Genomic DNA, 18482 nt, shown 5'->3' with positions numbered 1-18482 from the left:
TCCTGGTCGGTGTACGGGTCAGCTGGCGGGCGGGGTGATGACGCAACCCCACATGTCCTGTGAGCGGTCGGCGAAGTTGCTCGCCGTGAGGGCGAACCCGGGGTCGACGATCGTCTCGTCGGGGTCGGTCTCGCCCTTCTCGATCGCCGCACCCAGGGCGCCGAGCATCGCCGAGGCCTCCGAGAACAGGTCCTGCACGCCCGTGGCGTCGACGTAGCCCGATTCGATCAGGCCGCACGCGCGGTTGTCGCCGTCGAGGCCGCCCATGATCACGTGCCCCTCCTGGCCCACCGGCTTCCACTTGCCGAGCGGCTCGAGGACCGCCTGGATCTGCGGGAAGAGGAAGTCGCTCGAGGTGAAGAGCACATCGACGTTCGGGTTCGCCTGCATCGCTGCCTGCAGGTTGGACTGTCCGGTGGCGGCGTCCCAGTTGGTCTGCACCTCGATCGGCGCGAGGAACAGGTCGGGATTGGCCTCGATCACGTCCATGAACCCGTTGCGCCGCTGGACGGCGTTCTGGTCACTGAGGTTTCCGACCATGATGAGCGGCTGCACCTTTCGGCCGAGCTTGGTGGCCTCGTCGGCGAGGTACTGCATCGTCTGGGCCGCGACATCGCGGTTGTCGGCGACCGAGATGATCGCCGCGCCGTCCTCGGACGCCGGCGGTCGGTTGAAGATCCCGATCGGGATGTCGGCGTCGTTCGCCTCTTTGATGATGGTGTTCGCGCTGGACCCGTCTTCGGGGATGACGATGATGCCGTCGACGCCCTGCGTGATGCAGTCCCGCACCTGCTCGAGCTGGCGGTTGGGGTCCTCGTTCGAGTTGTGCTCGATGACGGTCGCGTTCGCGGCGGCCAGCGAGTCGCCGATCGATTTGATGCCCGCTGCCCAGAACTCCGTCTCGCTGCCCGAGAAACCGAAGCAGATGCGCTTGCCGCTGAGGTCGGATCCGACCTCGACGCTGATGTCCTGCTCCGCAGCGGCGGAGTTGCCCCCCGCCCCTCCGCCGGTGGTTCCGCACGCGGTGAGAGCGCTGACGAGGGCGAGCGCTGCGGCGGCAGCGCCCAGTGCACGGTAACGGATCACGAGGCCTCCTTGACTCGAAATACGGCAAACCATTGCTGCCGTCGGTTCTCTCGAAACGTAGCCACGGTTTCTACAAACCGCAAGTTTTACGCGCCATTTGGCCTATTTGGTATTTGGTATACCAAAAACACTGCTACCGTTTGGCTCGCCCATCATCGATGATGGTTCGAAAGCGAAAGCGAGAGTCATGAGCGACTTCGGCCCCCTCACGCGGCAACCGTCCCTGGCGACCCGCGTGTCGGACGAGCTGTTGGAGGCGATCGCCTCCGGACGTTTCCGCGCGGGTGAGCGCCTGCCCAGCGAGCGCGAGATGAGCGAACGCTTCGGGGTGTCGCGCACGGTCATCCGAGAGGCGATACGCACCCTCTACGCCAAGGGAGTGCTCGAGGTGTCCGAGGGCCGCGGGACGCAGATCGCCACCGTCTCGGCGAGCCGCGTCACCGAAGCCCTCGAGGTCTATCTGCGTGGAGCGCAGTCCCAGGACCTCCTCCGCCCCGAGCACATCGCCGAGGTCCGCGAGACGCTGGAGACCCGTCTCGTCGAGCTGGCGTGCGCGCGCGCGACCGACGACGACCTCGACGCCATCTCGGCCGCCCACGAGCGAATGGCGGCCGCACGCGACGCGGACACCGCCGCCGTCCACGACGCCGAGTTCCATCGACTTCTCGCGCGCTCGACGCACAACGCCCTCATGCTCACCCTCATCGAATCGATCAACGCCACGATGAAGGCCATCCGCTCGACGAGCCTGTCCACCGAGGGTCGCCTGCCGATCGCGCTGGCCGAACACGCCGCCGTCCTCGACGCGGTCCGCGCGCGTGATCCGGAGGCGGCGCGACGGGCGATGCGCCGTCACCTCGACGGGTCCGAGCGCTACTACGACGCCGCGACAGAGGCACCCGCATGACCGGCCGCCTGGAGGGCAAGGTGGCCCTCGTCACCGGCGCCGCGTCGGGAATCGGCCTCGCGACCGCCCAGCGCTTCGCACGGGAGGGGGCGCGGGTGTTCGGGCTCGACCGCGACGGCGACCGACTCTCTGCGGCACTCGACGGGACCGGGCGCGCGCTCGTCGCCGACATCACCGATGAACACTCCGTCGCCGCGGCCTTCCGGCAGGTGCACGATGCGCACGGTCGGCTCGACGTCGTCGTCGCCAACGCCGGAGTGCAGTTGTTCGGCGCGGACGCGCCCATCGCCGACCTCGATCTCGAGGTGTGGCAGCGCACCGTCGACATCAACCTCACCGGCACCTTCCTCACCGTGAAGCACGCCGTCCGGGCGATGCTCGCCACGGGCGGGGCGATCCTCGTCACCGGCAGCCCCACCGCCCTGACCGGCGAGGGTGCCCCGTATACGGCGTACTCCACGACGAAGGCCGGCGGGATGGGACTCGTGCGCACGGTCGCCGCGGCCTACGCCCCGGTCGGCATCCGCGTCAACAGTGTCGTGCCCGGCTTCACCGCCACGCCCCTCGTCGCCGCGCTGGCGGACGACGCGGCCTCGCGCGCCGACATCGTGTCGCGCGTGCCCCTCGGTCGCGCCGGAACCCCTGACGACGTGGCCGCGATGATGGTGTACCTCGCCTCCGACGAGGCGTCGTTCACGACCGGCAGCACGTACTTCGTCGATGGCGGAATGACTGTGCTCTGAGGCCCCGCGCGGTCTCCGACCGCCTGGTCAGGGCATGACAGGAAGCCTGGCCGACGCCGTCTTGCTCAGTGCACGCACGCCCGCCGCAAACGCCTCGACGCTCCCCTCGGGGAGCGCATCGATCAGGAACGTCTGGATGTTCCGCGCGTGCACGGCGCTCGCCTCGCGCACGGTTCGCTCACCGAGGGGCGTCAGGCGCACGAGCTGCACTCGACCGTCTTCCGCGGAGGCGTGCCGTTCGACAAGCCCCTGCTCGACGCCGCGGTGAACGAGGCGCGTGGCACCGCCGGAGGTCACGACCTTGGCCTGGGCGATGTCCTTGAGCGAGACGCCGGTCTCGCCGCCGCGGGCGACGATGAGGAGCAGTTCGAAGATCGGGTGCGTGAGGCCAGTGGCATCCTCGAGTTCCTTCGCGAGGAGGTACTCGAACCCGTTCGCCGCGGCCAGCAGACGTCCGAACAGCAGGATCCGGGGGTCGTACGCGGCGTCGGTGGCGGAGTCGAAGGGGGTCGGGGCGGACATCCTCACAGCGTAGGGGCGGCCCCGTCGGAAAAGTTCGGAGAGATGGGAATAGCTGACTACTCAGCTAATGTTCTCTTCGGTACGCCGCGATCGCGGCACCACTCGGAAGGAAAAACCATGGCTCTGGACTTCACCGTTCTCGATCTCGACTTCCCCGCGGGGTCGAAGAACAAGACCGCCACCCTCGTCACCGGCGAGACCGAGGCCGTCCTCGTCGACGCCGGCTTCACGCGCGCCGACGGGCATCGCCTCGTCGCCGCCGTGCTCGACTCGGGCAAGAAGCTGACGACAGTGTTCGTCAGCCACGCCGACCCCGACTTCTACTTCGGTCTCGAGGCCATCGCCGACGCGTTCCCGGATGCCGCGATCGTGGCGACCCCGATCGTCATCGACCACATCCGCCACTCCTTCGAGGGCAAGCTGAAGGCCTGGGCGGCGCTCGGCACCAACCTCCCCACGCGTCTCGTGGAGATCTCGCCGCTGACGGCCGACGCCCTCGTCGTCGACGGCGAGCGCCTCGAACTGCGCGGCAGCTCGGAGATCCTGCCCGACCGCCAGTACCTGTGGAACGCGGGGCACCGCGCGATCCTCGGCGGCGTCCTGATCTTCCAGCAGGAGCATGTCTGGACCGCCGACACCGCCACCCCCGAGAAGCGCGCCGCGTGGATCGCCCTGCTCGACGAGATGGATGCCCTGCACCCCGCGTTCGTGGTTCCCGGTCACCGCCTGCCCGACACCGCGACCGACGCGAGCGCGATCGCCTACACGCGGGACTACCTGCGGGCGTTCGAGCAGATCCTCGACGAATCGGCCGACGGCGCGGCCGTGACCGCGACCCTCATCGAGCGGTACCCTGCGGCGGGAATGCTGATCGCCGCTCAGATCGGTCCGAAGGTCGCCAAGGGAGAGATGTCATGGGGCTGAACGAATACAGCGTCTCGGACGCGCCGCGCGACGTCGTCCGCCGCCAGTACCTCGCCTCCGCTGCGGGCGACCTCGACGCGCTGCGCGCTACCCTGGCGCCCGACGTCGAGTGGACCGAGATGGCCGGCTTCCCGCTCGCCGGTACCTACCGCACGCCCGAGGGCGTGACCTCGAACGTCATGGAGCGCCTGGGGCAGGAGTGGGAGGGGTGGACCGCCCACGATGACACCTACGTCGTCGACGGCGAGAACGTCGTCGTCCTGGCCCGCTACACCGCCACCCACCGCACCACGGGCAAAGCGCTCGCGGTCCGCGTCGCGCACCACTTCGTCGTCCGCGGCGGCCTCATCGTGCGCTTCGAGCAGTTCGTCGACACGGCACTCGTCCGCGACGCCGCCGAGTGAGGTCGTGCGGCGACGCGCGGAACCGGAGCCGGCTTCGCGCGTCGCCGTTTCTCGTCGCCCGCGGCACGGTCGTCGTCGTCGAGTGGTGCCCCCGACAGGATTCGAACCTGCGACGCCCGCGTTAGGAGTGCGGCGCTCTATCCCCTGAGCTACGGAGGCGGGATGCCACCAGCCTACCGTCGCGACAGGGGGTCGCCCGAGAACAGCCGCGTCGGCAGACCTTCGTCCCATCGCCCCGGTTCGGGAAGGGCCGCCTCCCTCACCTCGACACCGTCCGCTCCGATGCGGGCCGTGCACACGAGCAGCGATTCGAGCACGAGACCGTCATGCGCATCTCGCCGGAGGACCGACGATCCGGGATCGTGTGTCGAGTTCTCGACGACCGCGAGCCACGGCTCGAACCAGTTCGGTCCCGCGCCCACTCCGGCGCGACGGAACTCGTCGAGCCATCGGGCGATCCGCGGAGTTCCCGGGTCATCCGCCGCGTGGTGCGCGATCATGTGGGTCCCGGGTTCCAGCCGCGTGCGCTGCGTCCGCAGACCGTCCCACTCGACGAGGTATGCACCCGTGGCATCCACTTCGACGAGATTGAACCCCCGGGTCGGAGGATTCTCCGGAATCCCGTCGGCCAGCGCGTCGAGAGCGATCGCGCCGCGGCTGACCACCTCGTCGTCGCCGCGGGCCGAGAGGTCCTCGCGGTTGAGCAGCACCGCCAATCGACGGCGGTCGGGGTCGACCGCGAGCCACGCGCCACCGGCGCGGTCGTCGCGCACGCCGAGAACACGCGGTCGATCCGGCCACCAGGGCCCGATGCCGCGCCAGGGACGCTCACGATCCTCGTCCCGGACGGCGAGGAGCCGCACCGGCTCGCCCTCCACGGCGGGGACATCGATCACGACGGTGCACACCCGCTCCACGCTACCCGCGCCACGCGAACGGTGGTCGCGTCGCGCCCCCGAACCGCTCCCCCTCCCTCCTTCCCGACCGGCATCCGAAAGAGCAGGGCATCGGAAGAGCAGGGCATCGGAAGAGCCCAGACACCGGGAAGAGCCCCCACCTGGAAGACTGGGGCGATGTTCATCGTCGTCGGGGTCACCGGGGGAATCGCCGCCTACAAGACCGTGGGGCTCGTGCGCCTCCTCGTGAAAGCGGGGCACGACGTGCACGTCATCCCGACCGACGACGCCCTGCGCTTCGTGGGGGCTCCGACGTGGGAGGCGATCAGCCGCAACCCCGTCACTACGTCGGTTCACGACGATGTCGCGCGGGTCCGCCACGTCGCGCTCGGGCAATCGGCCGAGCTCGTGATCGTCGCCCCCGCCACGGCGAACACCCTCGCCGCGATGACCGCGGGCTTGGCATCCGATCTCCTCGGCACGACCCTTCTCGCGACAACCGCGCCCGTGGTGGTCGCCCCGGCGATGCACACCGAGATGTGGCGGCACCCGGCGACCACGCACAACATGCGGGTGCTGAGGGAACGTGGGGTCCACGTCGTCGGCCCCGCGGACGGAGCCCTCACGGGCGGCGACTCTGGTCCGGGTCGCATGTCGGAGCCCGAGGACATCGCCGCCGCAGCTCTCGCCCTCGTCGAACAACCTCGCGATCTCGAGGGTGTATCGGTGGTCGTCAGCGCCGGCGGCACGCGCGAGCCCATCGACCCGGTCCGCTTCCTCGGCAACCGTTCGAGCGGTCGACAGGGCGTCGCGATCGCGCGAGCCGCCGCCGACCGCGGCGCCCGCGTGACCCTCGTCGCGGCGCACCTCGACGCCGAAGTCGTCCCCGATCCGCGGGTCGAGGTCATCGCCGTCGCGACCGCCGATGAACTGGGCAGGGCGATGGATGCCACGGCCCCCGACGCCGACGTCGTCGTCATGGCCGCGGCGGTCGCCGACTACTCCGTGGCCTCTGTGTCGGAGAACAAGATCCGCAAGCAGGACGCCCCCGGAGGACTCACTCTCGAGCTCGTCGAGAACCGCGACATCGTGGCCGGTCTCGTCGCCGCGCGCCGTGACGGGCAGACGATCGTCGCATTCGCCGCCGAGACGGTCCGCGACGACGACGAACTGCTCGAACGCGCGCGAGCGAAAGCCGCGCGCAAGGGCGTCGACCTGCTGGCGGCGAACGCGGTCGGCTGGACGCAGGGGTTCGAGTCGACCGACAACGCGCTCGTGATCGTCGAACGCGAGGGCGAGGTCGTGGCGGTGGCATCCGGCTCGAAGGACGACACCGCCCACGCGCTACTCGATGCGATCGTCGCCCACCGACAGGGCTGATCGCGATGGGCGATCAGTAGCTGTAGTAGTACGCGACCTGCTCGATGAGGGCGAACACCTCGCGGAGGACGACCACGGCCCAGATCGTCGCGGCGATGAGCGACACGACGGTCACGGCGATGAAACCCCAGATCGGGCCGAGTCCCTTGCCGGTCTGCCGGCGCAGGACGATCCCGCGGCCGATGACGTAGACGCCGGACGAGATCAGGAAGACGAAGAACGCCCATGCCCAGTGGAACGGGTTCTGGATTCCGCGCGCACGGAGCTGACGCCAGTCGAGGAACGCGAAGAGGATGCTGAGACCCGCGATCACGAGCGAGAGGACGCTCACCCCCAGCGTGGCGAGGGTCGTTCCGAGCGACGCGCTCAGCATGGAAGACGAGTAGCCGCTGCTCTCGGAGAACGCCGCCGAGTAGATCGCCTGTTCCAGGATCGACCGCCAGTCGACCAGGAACAACGACAGCAACTGCACCAGGGGCAGGGCGACGATCAGCCACACCCAGACCGTGTCGGTGGGAACACCGCTCTTCGCGGGGCTCGCGGGGGCGGACGCTCCGGCGTAGCCCGGGGCGGCCGGGTATCCCGGCGCCGCGGGATACCCCGGCGCGGCACCGTAGCCCGGAGACGCAGGGAAACCCGGGGTCGAGGCGGCGGCCGCACCCGGGTAGCCCGGTGCGGTGGAGTAGGCCGGAGTGCCGGCGGGGGCCGCGGGAGCGGCGGGAGCCGCGGGCGCGACGGGAGCCGCGGGGGTGGCGGGAGCCGCGACCTCGGTCTCGTCCCGGCTCTCACCCGCTGCGGCGGCCTCTGTCGCCTCGGCTCCGGCCGGGCTCGGCGCATCGACCTGTGCGGCATCCGCGTGCTCGGTGACCGCCGGACGCACCTCGTCCGTCCACGCGGTGCCGTCCCAGCGTCGCGTCCCGCCGCTGCCTGCGGGGTCGGGGTACCAGCCTTCGGGCGGAGTGGGCGTGTCGGTCATGGTCGTCCCCCTGGATGGTGATGCGGGCGGTTCATGCGAGTTCCCCGAGTCTAGTGAGCGGGTTCGCGATCATCGGAAATCCCTCGATGCGTGCGAGACGCCCACGCGGAGGTCGGTGAAGCCATCGGCCACCACGTTCGTCACGCCCTCGACCGAGCGTTCGAGCATGCCCCGGACGATCAATGCGGGCGACTCGCGCGCGATCCGACGGTAGCGATTCCAGACCCCGACCGAGCAGATGATGTTCATGAGGCCGTGTTCGTCTTCGAGGTTGAGGAAGGTGATCCCGGATGCCGTCGCCGGACGTTGCCGATGGGTGACCAGCCCCGCCACCTCGATTCGGCGGTCGGTCTCGGCCGTCTGCAGTTCGCGAGAGGTGAGGACTCCGCGCGCGTCGAGCGCCGATCGGAAGTGCGTAAGGGGGTGATCGTCGGTGGAGAGACCCGTCGCCCACAGGTCGGACGCGAGCAGTTCGTAGCTCGTCGGGTCGGTGAACAGCGGGGGTTGCACGGCTACGAGCGAGTCAGGAAGGAACTCCAGGCGGTCCTGGGCCGCCGACCCCGAGAGCCAGATCGCTTCTCGGCGCGAATGGCCGAGACTCTCGAAGGCTCCCGCGGTCGCGAGCGCCTCGAGCTGCGAGGCGATCAGCCCCGTGCGCCGCACCAGGTCGCGCATGTCGCGATAGGGACCGTTCCGCTCTCGTTCGGCGACGATACGTTCCGCCACCTTCACGCCGATCCCGGTCACTCCCGCCAGTCCGAGCCGCACCGCGAACGCTCCGTCCCGCCGATGCGCGGCGGTCTCGTCGGGCGCAGATCGGTCGAACTCCCCCGTCGGCGGCTGGTGCGCGTCGACGCAGGCGTCGAGACCCGTGGGGCCGTGGGGACTCGCGTCGTCGAGAGGCTCCATCCCCGCCTCGACGCCCGAGCGCAGCAGATCAGGCCGGAGAACCCGCACCCCGTGCCGCCGTGCGTCGGCGGTCAGCGTGGCGGGCGAGTAGAACCCCATGGGTTGGGCCCGCAGGAGCCCGGCGAGGAACACGCCCGGGTAATGCAGCTTGATCCACGAGCTCGCGTAGACCAGAAGTCCGAACGAGAGCGAATGCGATTCCGCGAAACCGAAGTTCGCGAACGCCTGGATCTTGGCGTAGAGGTCGTCGGCGACCTGGCCGACGAGCCCATTCTCGGCCATGCCTGCGTACAGCTTCTCGCGCAGCGAGTCGATCCGTTCCAGCCCGCGTTTGGACCCCATCGCCCGCCGGAGCAGGTCGGCGTCCTCGGGCGTGCAGTTGCCGATCGCGACCGCCATCTGCATGAGCTGCTCCTGGAACACCGGCACCCCCATGGTGCGCTCGAGCACGGGTCGCAGCTTCTCGTGCACGTACGTGATCGGCTCCTGACCGAGCTTCCGCCGCACGAAGGGGTGCACGGCTCCGCCCTGGATCGGCCCGGGACGGATGAGCGCGATCTGCACCACGAGGTCGTAGAACTTCCGCGGCTGCAGGCGGGGCAAGAGCCCCATCTGGGCCCGCGACTCCACCTGGAACACCCCGATCGAGTCGGCTCGGCACAGCATGTCGTAGACGGCCTTCTCTTCTTTCGGCAGCGTCGACAGCTCCCACGCCTCGCCCGTGGCATCCCGGATCAGGTCGAAGCAGTACTGCAGCGCCGCGAGCATGCCGAGCCCCAGCAGGTCGAACTTGACCAGCCCCATCCACGCGGCGTCGTCTTTGTCCCACTGGATGACCGTGCGATTCTCCATGCGCGCGTGCTCGATCGGCACGACCTCGCCCACCGGCCGGTCGGTGAGCACCATGCCCCCGGAGTGGATGCCGAGATGCCGAGGTGCCTTCAGCAACTCGGCCGCGAACTCGATGACCTGATCGGGGATGTCGTGATCGGCTCCGGTCTCGAGCGTGGCTCCCCACCGTTCGACCTGCTTCGACCACGCGTCCTGCTGACCCGGCGAATGCCCGAGCGCGCGGGCCATGTCGCGCACCGCGTTCTTCGGCCGGTACTGGATGACGTTGGCGACCTGCGCCGCCCGCTCGCGCCCGTACGTCTCGTATACCCACTGGATGATCTCTTCGCGCCGGTCCGAGTCGAAGTCGACGTCGATGTCGGGCTCCTCGTCGCGCAGACTCGACAGGAAGCGCTCGAACGGCAGCCGGTAGAAGATCGAGTCGACCGCGGTGATGTCGAGCAGGTAGCAGACCGCGCTGTTGGCGGCCGACCCGCGTCCCTGACACAGGATGCCGCGACGTCGGGCCTCGGCGACGATGCCGTAGACGATGAGGAAGTACCCCGGGAAGTCCTTCATCTCGATGACACCGAGTTCGCGCTCGATGCGGTCGCGGTCGTCGGCGGAGAGGTTCGGATACTTGCGCGGCACGGCCTCCCACACCAGATGGCGAAGCCACGACATGGGCGTGTGTCCCTCGGGCACCGCCTGTTTCGGCAGCGCGGGCTTGGCGCGACGCAAGGGGAAGGCGAGCTCATCGGCGAGCGTCACCGTGCGCGCCACTGCGCCGGGGTGGCGCGCGAACCGGGCCGCCATCTCGGCCCCCGAGCGCAGATGCGCACCGGCGTGGGCCGGGAGCCACCCGTCCAGTTCGTCGAGACCGCGGTTCGCCCGCACCGCCGCGACGGCGGCGGCGAGCAGTTCTTTCCGGGGGACGGCGTAGTGCACGTTGTTGGTGGCGAGGGTCGGTAGTCCGCGCTCCGCGGCGAGGGCCGCCAGCACGTCGTTGTGGCGTGAGTCGAGAGGGTTCCCGTGATCCATCAGTTCGACGTACACGGCCTCGACGCCGAAGAGGTCGACGAGTGCGTCGAGTTCACGAGCGGCCGCCGCCGGGCCTTCGGATGCCAGCGCCTGCCGCACGGCCCCCTTCCGGCATCCGGTGAGAACCGCCCAGTGCGGATCCCCAGCGCCGCCGGAACGCTCCGCCAGTTCCGCGAGGTCGTAGACCGGGCGGCCCTTCTCGGCCCCCGTGAGCTGCGCGTGAGTGATCGCTGCGGCCAGACGGTGGTATCCCTCCTCGCCCCGGGCGAGCACGAGAAGATGCGAACCCGTGGGGTCGGCCTCACCGTTCTGGGGTCCGGGCAACTCGAGCGAGAGCTCGGCCCCGAACACGGTCCGCACCGCTCGCGCCTCAGCCGCCTCGGCGAAACGCACGATCCCGTAGAAACCGTCGTGATCGGTGACCGCCAGCGCGTGGAGACCTAGTCGTTCTGCTTCTTCGACGAGCTCTTCGGGAGAGGAGGCCCCGTCGAGGAACGAGTACGACGAATGCGCGTGCAGCTCGGCGTAGGGCACGGCGTCCGCGGGGCGCTCGATCTCCGGCGGGACGTAGGCTCCGCGCTTGTGCGACCACGCCGGGCTGTCGCCCCCGTCACCGTTCGGCGGAGCCCCGGTCGGACGCCGCGCATCGCTCAGCAGGCGCTCGAGCTCCGACCACTTCACCGGTGGGTTGTTCCACCCCATCAGGGTGCCCCCGCCCGCACGCACCGCCCGGCCCCCGCCAGCGCCGTCGAGTGTCCGAGAAACGCCGTATCCCCGCCCCGCGTTACGGCGTGTTCTGGACACTCGATGGGCGGGGCGGCGACCCGCGGGGCCACGCACTCAGTCATAACGCCCCTCCGCTCGCCACTCCCCCTCTTCGACCACGAGCAGCCACGCACCCCCGTCGGCGTCGACGACCTGGAACCGGTGCGCCCGGCGACGACGCAGAGGGTCCCATCCCCGTTCGCTGATGGGCCACGGTCCCGCCCACTCGAGGATGCGGCGGCGCTGCTCGCCCGTGACGAGCACGGCGGGCGGGGCGCTCAACGCATCGCGCTCCCCCACCGTCACGGGTGCCCCGGCGATGTCGGTGACCTCCACCAGCCGCGGCTCGGGATAGACGGTCGCCGGCAGAGGATCCGGCAGACTGCCCGGCCAGGGGCGGGTGCGATCCTTGGCCGTCACCGCGCGATCGCCCCACGGGACCAGCACCTGGCGCTCCGCGAGCCACCGGCCCCCGCCGATCGTCGGCGTCACCACCCCGCGATGGCCGAGCATGGCCTGGACACGCGAGAGCGCGTGATGCACCCGTTCGTCGGGCCCGGCGCCGAAGAGCCCCTTGCTGTGGTGCGCGGCGTCGTCGACGGCCTCGGGTGCGATGTGCACTCCGGCGACCCCGCTGCCGAAGATGCCCTGACCGTCTTCGGCGAGCTGCCAGCGTACGCGGTCGACGACGGCCGCCGCGTCGAAAGACCCCGGATGCAGCCATACACGCTCGCTGCGCTCTCCCCGTTCTCCGGAGAGCACGACGCGCAGCTCGGTGCAGACGAGATTCTGGGCACCGAGGCGGGCGATGAACTCCTCGGCCGCCACGCGGACGCCGAAGGCGACCTGGTCGGCGAGATCGAGCGGGGGTTCAAACGCGACGTCGCGGTGGAGTTCGGGAGGAGGGACACGCGGTTCGACGGGTCGGGAGTCGCGCCCACCGGCCAGTGCATGAAGTCGGGCTCCACGCGGCCCGAACCTCTCGAGCACCCGCTCGACGGGCATCGCGGCGAAAGCGCCGAGGGTGTGGACTCCCAGTCGCGCGAGCAGACTCGCCATCTCGTCGTCGTCGAGGGCCGCCACCGACAGCGGAGCGAGGAAGGACGCGGCGTCGCCGGGAGGAACCACCCGCACGGGTTCATCGGAAGACGCCGCGCGGGCCGCATGGCCGGCGGTGAAGATCCCGTCAGCGACGCTCGCGCGCACCCCGAAGAAGCCGTCGGCGGTGAGGAGGTCGATGAGCGTGCGCGCCGCCTCGGCTTCGCCGCCGTAGTACCGCGCGGGGCCGCGGGCGCGCAGGGCGCAGAGCCCGGGCCGGACGACCTGAACCCCCGGAGCATGGTCCTCGATGCGTGCGACGACGGGACCGAAGACCCGCGCGTCACGGACCGGGTCGGCGGCGATCACCACCAAGGTAGGGCAGAGCGCCTGCGCGTCGCGTCGACGCTGCCCGCGCCGCACTCCGTGAGCACGGGCGACGGCCGAACAGGCGACGACGACGTTGTTCGCGAACACCGCCACGGGGGCGTCATCGCGCGGGGGCGACGATGCTTCGCGGGCGAACGCCGTGATCGGCCAGTCGGGAAACCACAGCACGAGGCTGCGCGTGGGCGCCTGCATCAGCCCACCGCCCGCACGGGGGACGTCTCGCGCGTGCGCGGGACGAGACGCTCGGTCGGAGCGCCGAGCATCTCGATCGTGCCGTCGGCCGCGGGCAGCAGCATGCGCGCCCGGCGGGCGTTCGGAGAGCGTCGGCTGCTCACCGACACCGTCAGCTCGCGACCGGCCAGGTATCCGTTCCCCTGCCCCAGTCCCGTCCAACGCGGGTCGGTCACATCGATGACGGCCTCCGCCTGCGGCCACGATCCCTGCACCAGCAGAACGGTCCCCCGGTCACGCAGACGCGCGGCCAACCGCGTGGCCTCGGCCCCACCGCGTGCCGCGTTCGAGCCCTGGGGAGGACGCACGGCGACGACGGGAAGCACCTCCGTGATCGTCGCGGTGACCGCCAACCAGCGCGGCCCGGGGTCGGGGATGAAAACGAGACGGTCGAGATCGAGCCCGTACTTTTCGGCGGCCTCCGCCCCCAGTTCGGGCATGCCGATGACTCCGCACCAGGCGCCGTCCTGCGACGGGCGCGCCATGAGGGCGAGCAGCAGCGACGAAGACCGGGCGATCGCATAGGCCGAGCCCGACCGCAGCCCCCCGCCGGGAAGGAGAGAGGTGAAAGCCGGGTGCGTCGGCAGCACGGGGGCGTCCATCCGCCGGCCCTGCATGCGCTCGAGACGGTCTCGCAGCGCGTGGATGTCAGGCACCGCCTGCACCTGGTCTCGCACGATCGCCCTCACTCCCACAGGTTAGAACATGTGTTCTACACTCTCAATCCCTGTGGTTCGAAGATACGATCTACCTCCGACATCGCCGTCGACGCGACGATCGTCGCCGCTCAGAGCAGCTCGGCCGTCCGTACGATCCGCGCGAACCCGCCCTGCTGGAGCACCAGAGCGGTGTCGGCCATCAACTCCGCCGCCGTACGACTGACCGTCCCGAGCCCCGCGACCTCGCCCGCCAGATCGAAGGTGCGCGTGGCATCCAGAGCGACGGTGACGCCGTACCCGAGGTTCCCGGCCATCCGCGCGGTCGTCTCGACGCACATGTTCGTCTGAATGCCGCAGATCACCAGATCCCGGATGCCACGCTCGTCGAGCCATACCCGCAGGTCGGGGTCGCCGTAGAACGCCGAGTTCACGCTCTTGCTCACCAGCACGTCGGGCTCGACGGCGGCCACCGCCGGGACGAGGGCGTTCCCCGGCGCCGCGGGGTGCAACGGCAAGCCTTCCTTCGGGGAATCGTGACGCACGATCACGATCGGCTCACCCTTGCGGCCCCACCTCTCGATGAGGGCGGCGACGTTCGCCTCACAGTCGGGATTGGCCGTGGGGCCCCAGAACGCGAGGTCGTCGAAACCCCGTTGCATGTCGATGACGACCAGAGCACGTGTCATGGCCCCATTCCATCACCGAGCGCCGACACCGGGGCTGCGGGAGACGGACGATCACCGATGCACGAGCGCCATCACGCTGCGAGTGCGAGATACGGCTCCCACCGCGGGTCGCTCTTGTCGACACCGCGCACCGTCCACGACGACCCCCGCGGCGGGGCGGGGATCACCCGCAGCTCCCACGACATCTCCTGCGGCGTGCGGTCGCCCTTGACGTTGTTGCATCGCAGGCAGCAGGCCACGAGGTTCTCCCACGTGTCCTTCCCCCCGCGCGAACGCGGCAGGATGTGGTCGATGGTCGAGGCCGTCTTGCCGCAGTACCCGCACCGGTGGGCATCGCGGCGGAGCACCCCGCGCCGGGTGACCGGCACCTGGCGCGCACCCGGCACCCGGATATACCGCGTGAGGATGATCACGGCCGGGCGATCGTAGGTCCCTCCCGCCGCCCAGACCGGATCTTCGTCGACGCGCTCGACGACGGTGGCCTTCTCGTTCATCACGAGCACGAGCGCTCGTTTGAACGACACGACGGCGAGCGGTTCGTAGCCCGCGTTCAGCACCAGAGTACGCATGAGGTCTCCTCTCGAATGGCCGAGACGGCTTCTCGGATGTTCGACTCGCGACGAGAGGAAGGTGCGCAGGCGTATGAAAAAAGGCGCTGTCTAGACAGACAGCGCCCGAGGAGTCACGGTGAGACCGTGGCATCCGAACAGACGATGCCGAAGAACGAGCAGCCCGAGCGCATCCATGGTGCGGATGCGTGGCCTGGCGTTCATCGGCTTTTCCCTTCGGTTCTTCCCGACGTCGCTGACAGGCTAACCCACGACCGACACGCCCGGGTCCGTGAGATCGGGAAACAAGAAACGGCGTGTCGGAGAACAGGAGTCTCCGACACGCCGTGTCGAGGTCGAGCTGTCGAGCAGGAAGCGGTCAGCCCGCGTTCTGCTGCAACCAGGCGTAGGGGTCGACGACCTGGCCGTTGATGTGCACCTCGAAGTGCAGGTGGTTGGCGGTCGAGCTTCCGGTCGAACCGACGAGACCGATGAGCTGGCCCGCGGCGACGGTGTCGCCCGCCTGGACCTGACGACTGCCGTACGTCATGTGGCCGTAGGTGGTCGAGACCTTCTGACCGTTGATCACGTGCTCGATGACGATACCCACGCCGTAGCCGCCGAAGCTCTCGGACGAGGTGCTCACCACGCCCGCGGCGGCGGCGAAGATCGGCTGTCCGCCCGGAGCGAGCAGGTCGACGCCCTGGTGGTATCCGGAGTCCCACAGACCACGACCGAGCACGTAGCTCGTCAGCGGCCAGCGCACCTCTCCCGAACCGGGAGCGGTCATGTTGAGGTCGATGTTCGACAGCGACGCGCCGGCACTGGCGGCCAGCTGACGCGCGCGCTCCGCGGCGGCGGCAGCGGCGGCTTCCTGATCCTTCTTCTTCTGGATCTCGTCGGCGGTGGTCGCCGAGTAGCTGCTGCGATCGAGGGTCTCGCTGGCGACGTCCGAGGCGACGACCATCGACTGGTTGTCGGGAGCGGACATCTCACCCAGGGTCACCGTGTTCGAGGGCGGCACCGTCGCCGCATAGGCCGGGATCGCGACCGTGGCGACCAGACCGGCCACCATCGACAGGATGACGGCGCTGCGCAGGGGCTTTCCGACGCGGCGAGCCGCGGGAAGCGAACGGGCGGGCGGCGCGGTCCGGGGAACCGGGGATGCCGCGGGAGCGGTGGGTCGAATGGTGCCACGCGAGGGTCGGGTAGCCGCTGCGCGCGCGCTCTTTCGGGTCAGCCCCGTCGAGGAGACCTCGGGTCGGTCGTCGACAGGATCGGTGTGTTCAGCCAAATTTCCTCCGGCGCCTCTGCGTCCGTGAAGACGCTGGCTCGTCAGCACTCGATATTGGGGGCACGATGTGCGGGCTTCACCCTCTGCGGACGACGAGCCGGGGAGGCAAACCGCGAGGGGTCCGACGGCGGGCTTCTCGCCTGTGGACCCTCAGAGGCTACCCGAAGATAACGAACAAGTCACGCAAAGGACATCGCGTACAGGAGATGCTCGGCCGAGCCGCGCCCGCCCGGCCGCGCGACGACATCGTGGGACGTCATGCGACAAATCGGAGCTGCGGGAACGGCGTCAGGCCTCGTCGACGAGGAAGATGTGCGACGCCACCTCGACGGGGAGTTCGAGTCCCTCGTCGGCGCCCTCCATCTGCACGAGGACGTATCCCTCGTTGAACCGGTAGTCGCCTCGCGCACCGGGCATGACCCCCGCCGCCTTGAGCTGCTGGAGCAGCTCGGGGTCGACCTGGGCGGGTTCGGCGAGGCGGCGCACCGTGCCGGTGATGGGCCCGCCCGCGTCGTTGAGCTTGCGGACCAGGCCGACGACACCCTCTTCGAACGTCGAACTGGCGACGTCGCCGAGCTGATCGAGACCGGGGATCGGGTTGCCGTAGGGCGATTCGGTGGGGTGTCCGAGAAGCTCGACGAGGCGGCGCTCGACCTGCTCGCTCATGACGTGCTCCCAGCGGCAGGCCTCGTCGTGCACGTAGGCCCAGTCGAGACCGATCACGTCGCTGAGCAGGCGCTCCGCCAAGCGGTGCTTGCGCATGACGTCGACGGCCTTCTGACGCCCGTCGCCGGTGAGCTCGAGGCGGCGATCCTCCGAGACGACCACGAGACCGTCGCGCTCCATACGACCGACGGTCTGCGAAACGGTGGGGCCGGAGTGCCCGAGACGCTCGGAGATGCGGGCCCGGAGGGGAACGATGTTCTCTTCCTCGAGTTCGAGGATCGTGCGCAGGTACATCTCGGTGGTGTCGATGAGATCGGTCATTCAGGAGTCCTCGGCGTCGCGCGGCTGGTAAGGACAGCCTACCGACCCCGTCCGACACAGACTCCGGATGCCGCAGCCCCGCGCCCTAGAATCGAGCCCATGCCGCACGTGGACCTCCCCACCGACCTCCTGCCCGCCGACGGCCGCTTCGGATGCGGCCCCTCGAAGGTGCGCGGAGCGCAGCTCGAGTCTCTCGTCACCCGTGGCGCGAGCATCCTGGGCACCTCGCACCGCCAAGCCCCCGTGAAGAACCTCGTCGCCAGCACGCGCGAGCGGCTCGCCGAGCTGTTCCGCCTGCCCGAGGGCTACGAGATCATCCTGGGCAACGGCGGATCGACCGCCTTCTGGGATGCCGCCGCCTTCGGCCTGATCGAGAACCGCAGCCAGAATCTGGTCTTCGGCGAGTTCGGCGGCAAGTTCGCCTCGGCCGCGGCCGCCCCGTGGCTGCAGGCCCCCGATGTGCGCAAGGCCGCACCGGGCACGCGCACCGTCGCCGAGGCCGTCGAGGGCGTCGACGTGTACGCCTGGCCGCACAACGAGACCTCGACGGGTGTCGCCGCCCCCGTCGAACGCGTCCATGGAGACGCCGGTGCGCTCACCGTGATCGACGCCACGAGCGCCGCGGCCGGCATCGACTTCGACGTGACCCAGGCGGACGTGTACTACTTCGCGCCGCAGAAGAACCTCGGCTCCGATGGCGGACTCTGGTACGCCGTCGTGTCACCGGCGGCGATCGAGCGCATCGAGAGCATCGCGGCATCCGATCGGTACATCCCCGAATTCCTCAGCCTGAAGAACGCGCTCGACAACTCGCGACTGCAGCAGACGCTCAACACCCCGGCACTCGCGACCCTCCTGCTCCTCGACGACCAGCTCGGCTGGATCCTCGACAACGGCGGCCTGGCATGGGCCGGCGCCCGCACCGCGGAGTCGTCGTCGGCACTCTACGAGTGGGCGGATGCCAGCGCGGTGGCGACGCCGTTCGTCACCGACCCGGCCGACCGCTCCCCCGTCGTCGTCACGATCGACTTCGACGAGAGCATCGACGCCGCCGCGATCGCCAAGAGTCTGCGCGCGAACGGGATCGTCGACACCGAGCCCTACCGCAAGCTCGGGCGTAACCAGCTGCGCGTCGCGACCTTCGTGTCGATCGAGCCCGACGACGTCCGCCGCCTCATCGGCGCGATCGACTACACGATCGAACGGCTGCCCGGCGCCTGATCGAACGACGAAGGCCGTCCCGCACACGCGCGGGACGGCCTTCG

At 69.8% G+C, this 18482-nt stretch carries 17 protein-coding genes and 1 tRNA gene; 6 read left to right on the top strand and 12 right to left on the bottom strand.

Going from position 1 to position 18482, the window contains the following annotated elements; genetic code table 11:
• Nucleotides 1–18 precede the first annotated feature (18 nt).
• Nucleotides 19–1086, bottom strand: a complete 1068-nt coding sequence (locus ACMW4R_RS18105; protein ID WP_206597820.1) for a sugar ABC transporter substrate-binding protein — start codon at nucleotides 1084–1086, stop codon at nucleotides 19–21.
• A gap of 187 nt (nucleotides 1087–1273) precedes the next feature.
• On the opposite strand from ACMW4R_RS18105, the gene ACMW4R_RS18100 reads away from it, so the two are divergent.
• Entirely contained in the window at nucleotides 1274–1993 is a 720-nt protein-coding gene (locus tag ACMW4R_RS18100; protein WP_058595008.1) for a FadR/GntR family transcriptional regulator, read from the top strand.
• The gene (locus ACMW4R_RS18095; protein WP_058595007.1) at nucleotides 1990–2736 is read left to right on the top strand and encodes an SDR family NAD(P)-dependent oxidoreductase; all 747 of its coding nucleotides are present in this window, start codon (nucleotides 1990–1992) and stop codon (nucleotides 2734–2736) included. Before ACMW4R_RS18100 ends, ACMW4R_RS18095 begins: the two co-directional genes overlap by 4 nt.
• Before the next feature lie 27 nt (nucleotides 2737–2763).
• On the opposite strand, the gene ACMW4R_RS18090 is transcribed toward ACMW4R_RS18095, so the two are convergent.
• Complete coding sequence (locus ACMW4R_RS18090; RefSeq protein WP_418300587.1) at nucleotides 2764–3258, bottom strand: MarR family winged helix-turn-helix transcriptional regulator; 495 nt, start codon at nucleotides 3256–3258, stop codon at nucleotides 2764–2766.
• Between the two features lie 117 nt (nucleotides 3259–3375).
• On the opposite strand from ACMW4R_RS18090, the gene ACMW4R_RS18085 reads away from it, so the two are divergent.
• Both ACMW4R_RS18085 and ACMW4R_RS18080 read left to right on the top strand, forming a co-directional pair.
• Nucleotides 3376–4182, top strand: coding sequence for an MBL fold metallo-hydrolase (locus ACMW4R_RS18085; RefSeq protein WP_418300586.1), 807 nt, complete (start codon nucleotides 3376–3378; stop codon nucleotides 4180–4182).
• Complete coding sequence (locus ACMW4R_RS18080; RefSeq protein WP_058627542.1) at nucleotides 4173–4586, top strand: nuclear transport factor 2 family protein; 414 nt, start codon at nucleotides 4173–4175, stop codon at nucleotides 4584–4586. The genes ACMW4R_RS18085 and ACMW4R_RS18080 overlap by 10 nt, the downstream gene beginning before the upstream one ends.
• Before the next feature lie 83 nt (nucleotides 4587–4669).
• Here ACMW4R_RS18080 and ACMW4R_RS18075 read toward each other — a convergent pair.
• Together ACMW4R_RS18075 and ACMW4R_RS18070 are read right to left on the bottom strand one after the other, a co-directional pair.
• A tRNA-Arg gene (locus ACMW4R_RS18075) sits at nucleotides 4670–4745 on the bottom strand.
• A gap of 14 nt (nucleotides 4746–4759) precedes the next feature.
• Nucleotides 4760–5494, bottom strand: a complete 735-nt coding sequence (locus ACMW4R_RS18070; RefSeq protein WP_058595003.1) for an NRDE family protein — start codon at nucleotides 5492–5494, stop codon at nucleotides 4760–4762.
• A 165-nt stretch (nucleotides 5495–5659) separates the two neighbouring features.
• Between ACMW4R_RS18070 and coaBC the strand changes: the two genes are divergently transcribed.
• Entirely contained in the window at nucleotides 5660–6862 is a 1203-nt protein-coding gene (gene coaBC / locus ACMW4R_RS18065; RefSeq protein WP_058627544.1) for a bifunctional phosphopantothenoylcysteine decarboxylase/phosphopantothenate--cysteine ligase CoaBC, read from the top strand.
• Nucleotides 6863–6875: 13 nt separating this feature from the next.
• Here coaBC and ACMW4R_RS18060 read toward each other — a convergent pair whose 3' ends face one another.
• The 8 genes from ACMW4R_RS18060 to ACMW4R_RS18025 all read right to left on the bottom strand — a co-directional run bounded on the left by ACMW4R_RS18060 (nucleotide 6876) and on the right by ACMW4R_RS18025 (nucleotide 17217).
• The gene (locus ACMW4R_RS18060) at nucleotides 6876–7838 is read right to left on the bottom strand and encodes a DUF2510 domain-containing protein (protein ID WP_418300585.1); all 963 of its coding nucleotides are present in this window, start codon (nucleotides 7836–7838) and stop codon (nucleotides 6876–6878) included.
• Nucleotides 7839–7907: 69 nt separating this feature from the next.
• On the bottom strand, nucleotides 7908–11321 hold the full coding sequence (locus ACMW4R_RS18055; protein WP_418300584.1) for an error-prone DNA polymerase: 3414 nt from the start codon (nucleotides 11319–11321) through the stop codon (nucleotides 7908–7910).
• Between the two features lie 138 nt (nucleotides 11322–11459).
• Nucleotides 11460–13004, bottom strand: a complete 1545-nt coding sequence (locus ACMW4R_RS18050; RefSeq protein WP_418300583.1) for a DNA polymerase Y family protein — start codon at nucleotides 13002–13004, stop codon at nucleotides 11460–11462.
• Nucleotides 13004–13732, bottom strand: coding sequence for a hypothetical protein (locus tag ACMW4R_RS18045; protein WP_418300582.1), 729 nt, complete (start codon nucleotides 13730–13732; stop codon nucleotides 13004–13006). The genes ACMW4R_RS18050 and ACMW4R_RS18045 overlap by 1 nt, the downstream gene beginning before the upstream one ends.
• 98 nt (nucleotides 13733–13830) lie before the next feature.
• Nucleotides 13831–14388, bottom strand: coding sequence for a cysteine hydrolase family protein (locus ACMW4R_RS18040; RefSeq protein WP_418300581.1), 558 nt, complete (start codon nucleotides 14386–14388; stop codon nucleotides 13831–13833).
• Between the two features lie 71 nt (nucleotides 14389–14459).
• Nucleotides 14460–14957, bottom strand: a complete 498-nt coding sequence (locus ACMW4R_RS18035; RefSeq protein ID WP_058598194.1) for an HNH endonuclease — start codon at nucleotides 14955–14957, stop codon at nucleotides 14460–14462.
• Nucleotides 14958–15315: 358 nt separating this feature from the next.
• Complete coding sequence (locus tag ACMW4R_RS18030; RefSeq protein WP_241492285.1) at nucleotides 15316–16230, bottom strand: M23 family metallopeptidase; 915 nt, start codon at nucleotides 16228–16230, stop codon at nucleotides 15316–15318.
• Nucleotides 16231–16518: 288 nt separating this feature from the next.
• Entirely contained in the window at nucleotides 16519–17217 is a 699-nt protein-coding gene (locus tag ACMW4R_RS18025; protein WP_058598196.1) for a metal-dependent transcriptional regulator, read from the bottom strand.
• Between the two features lie 99 nt (nucleotides 17218–17316).
• Between ACMW4R_RS18025 and serC the strand changes: the two genes are divergently transcribed.
• Nucleotides 17317–18438, top strand: a complete 1122-nt coding sequence (serC, locus tag ACMW4R_RS18020) for a phosphoserine transaminase (RefSeq protein ID WP_418300580.1) — start codon at nucleotides 17317–17319, stop codon at nucleotides 18436–18438.
• Nucleotides 18439–18482: the final 44 nt, after the last annotated feature.

The organism is Microbacterium sp. S1037, from assembly GCF_048381605.1.
Lineage (GTDB): Bacteria > Actinomycetota > Actinomycetes > Actinomycetales > Microbacteriaceae > Microbacterium > Microbacterium testaceum_B.
The sequence above is the reverse complement of the archived record's forward strand: the minus strand, read 5'-3'. Positions and strand labels throughout refer to the sequence as shown.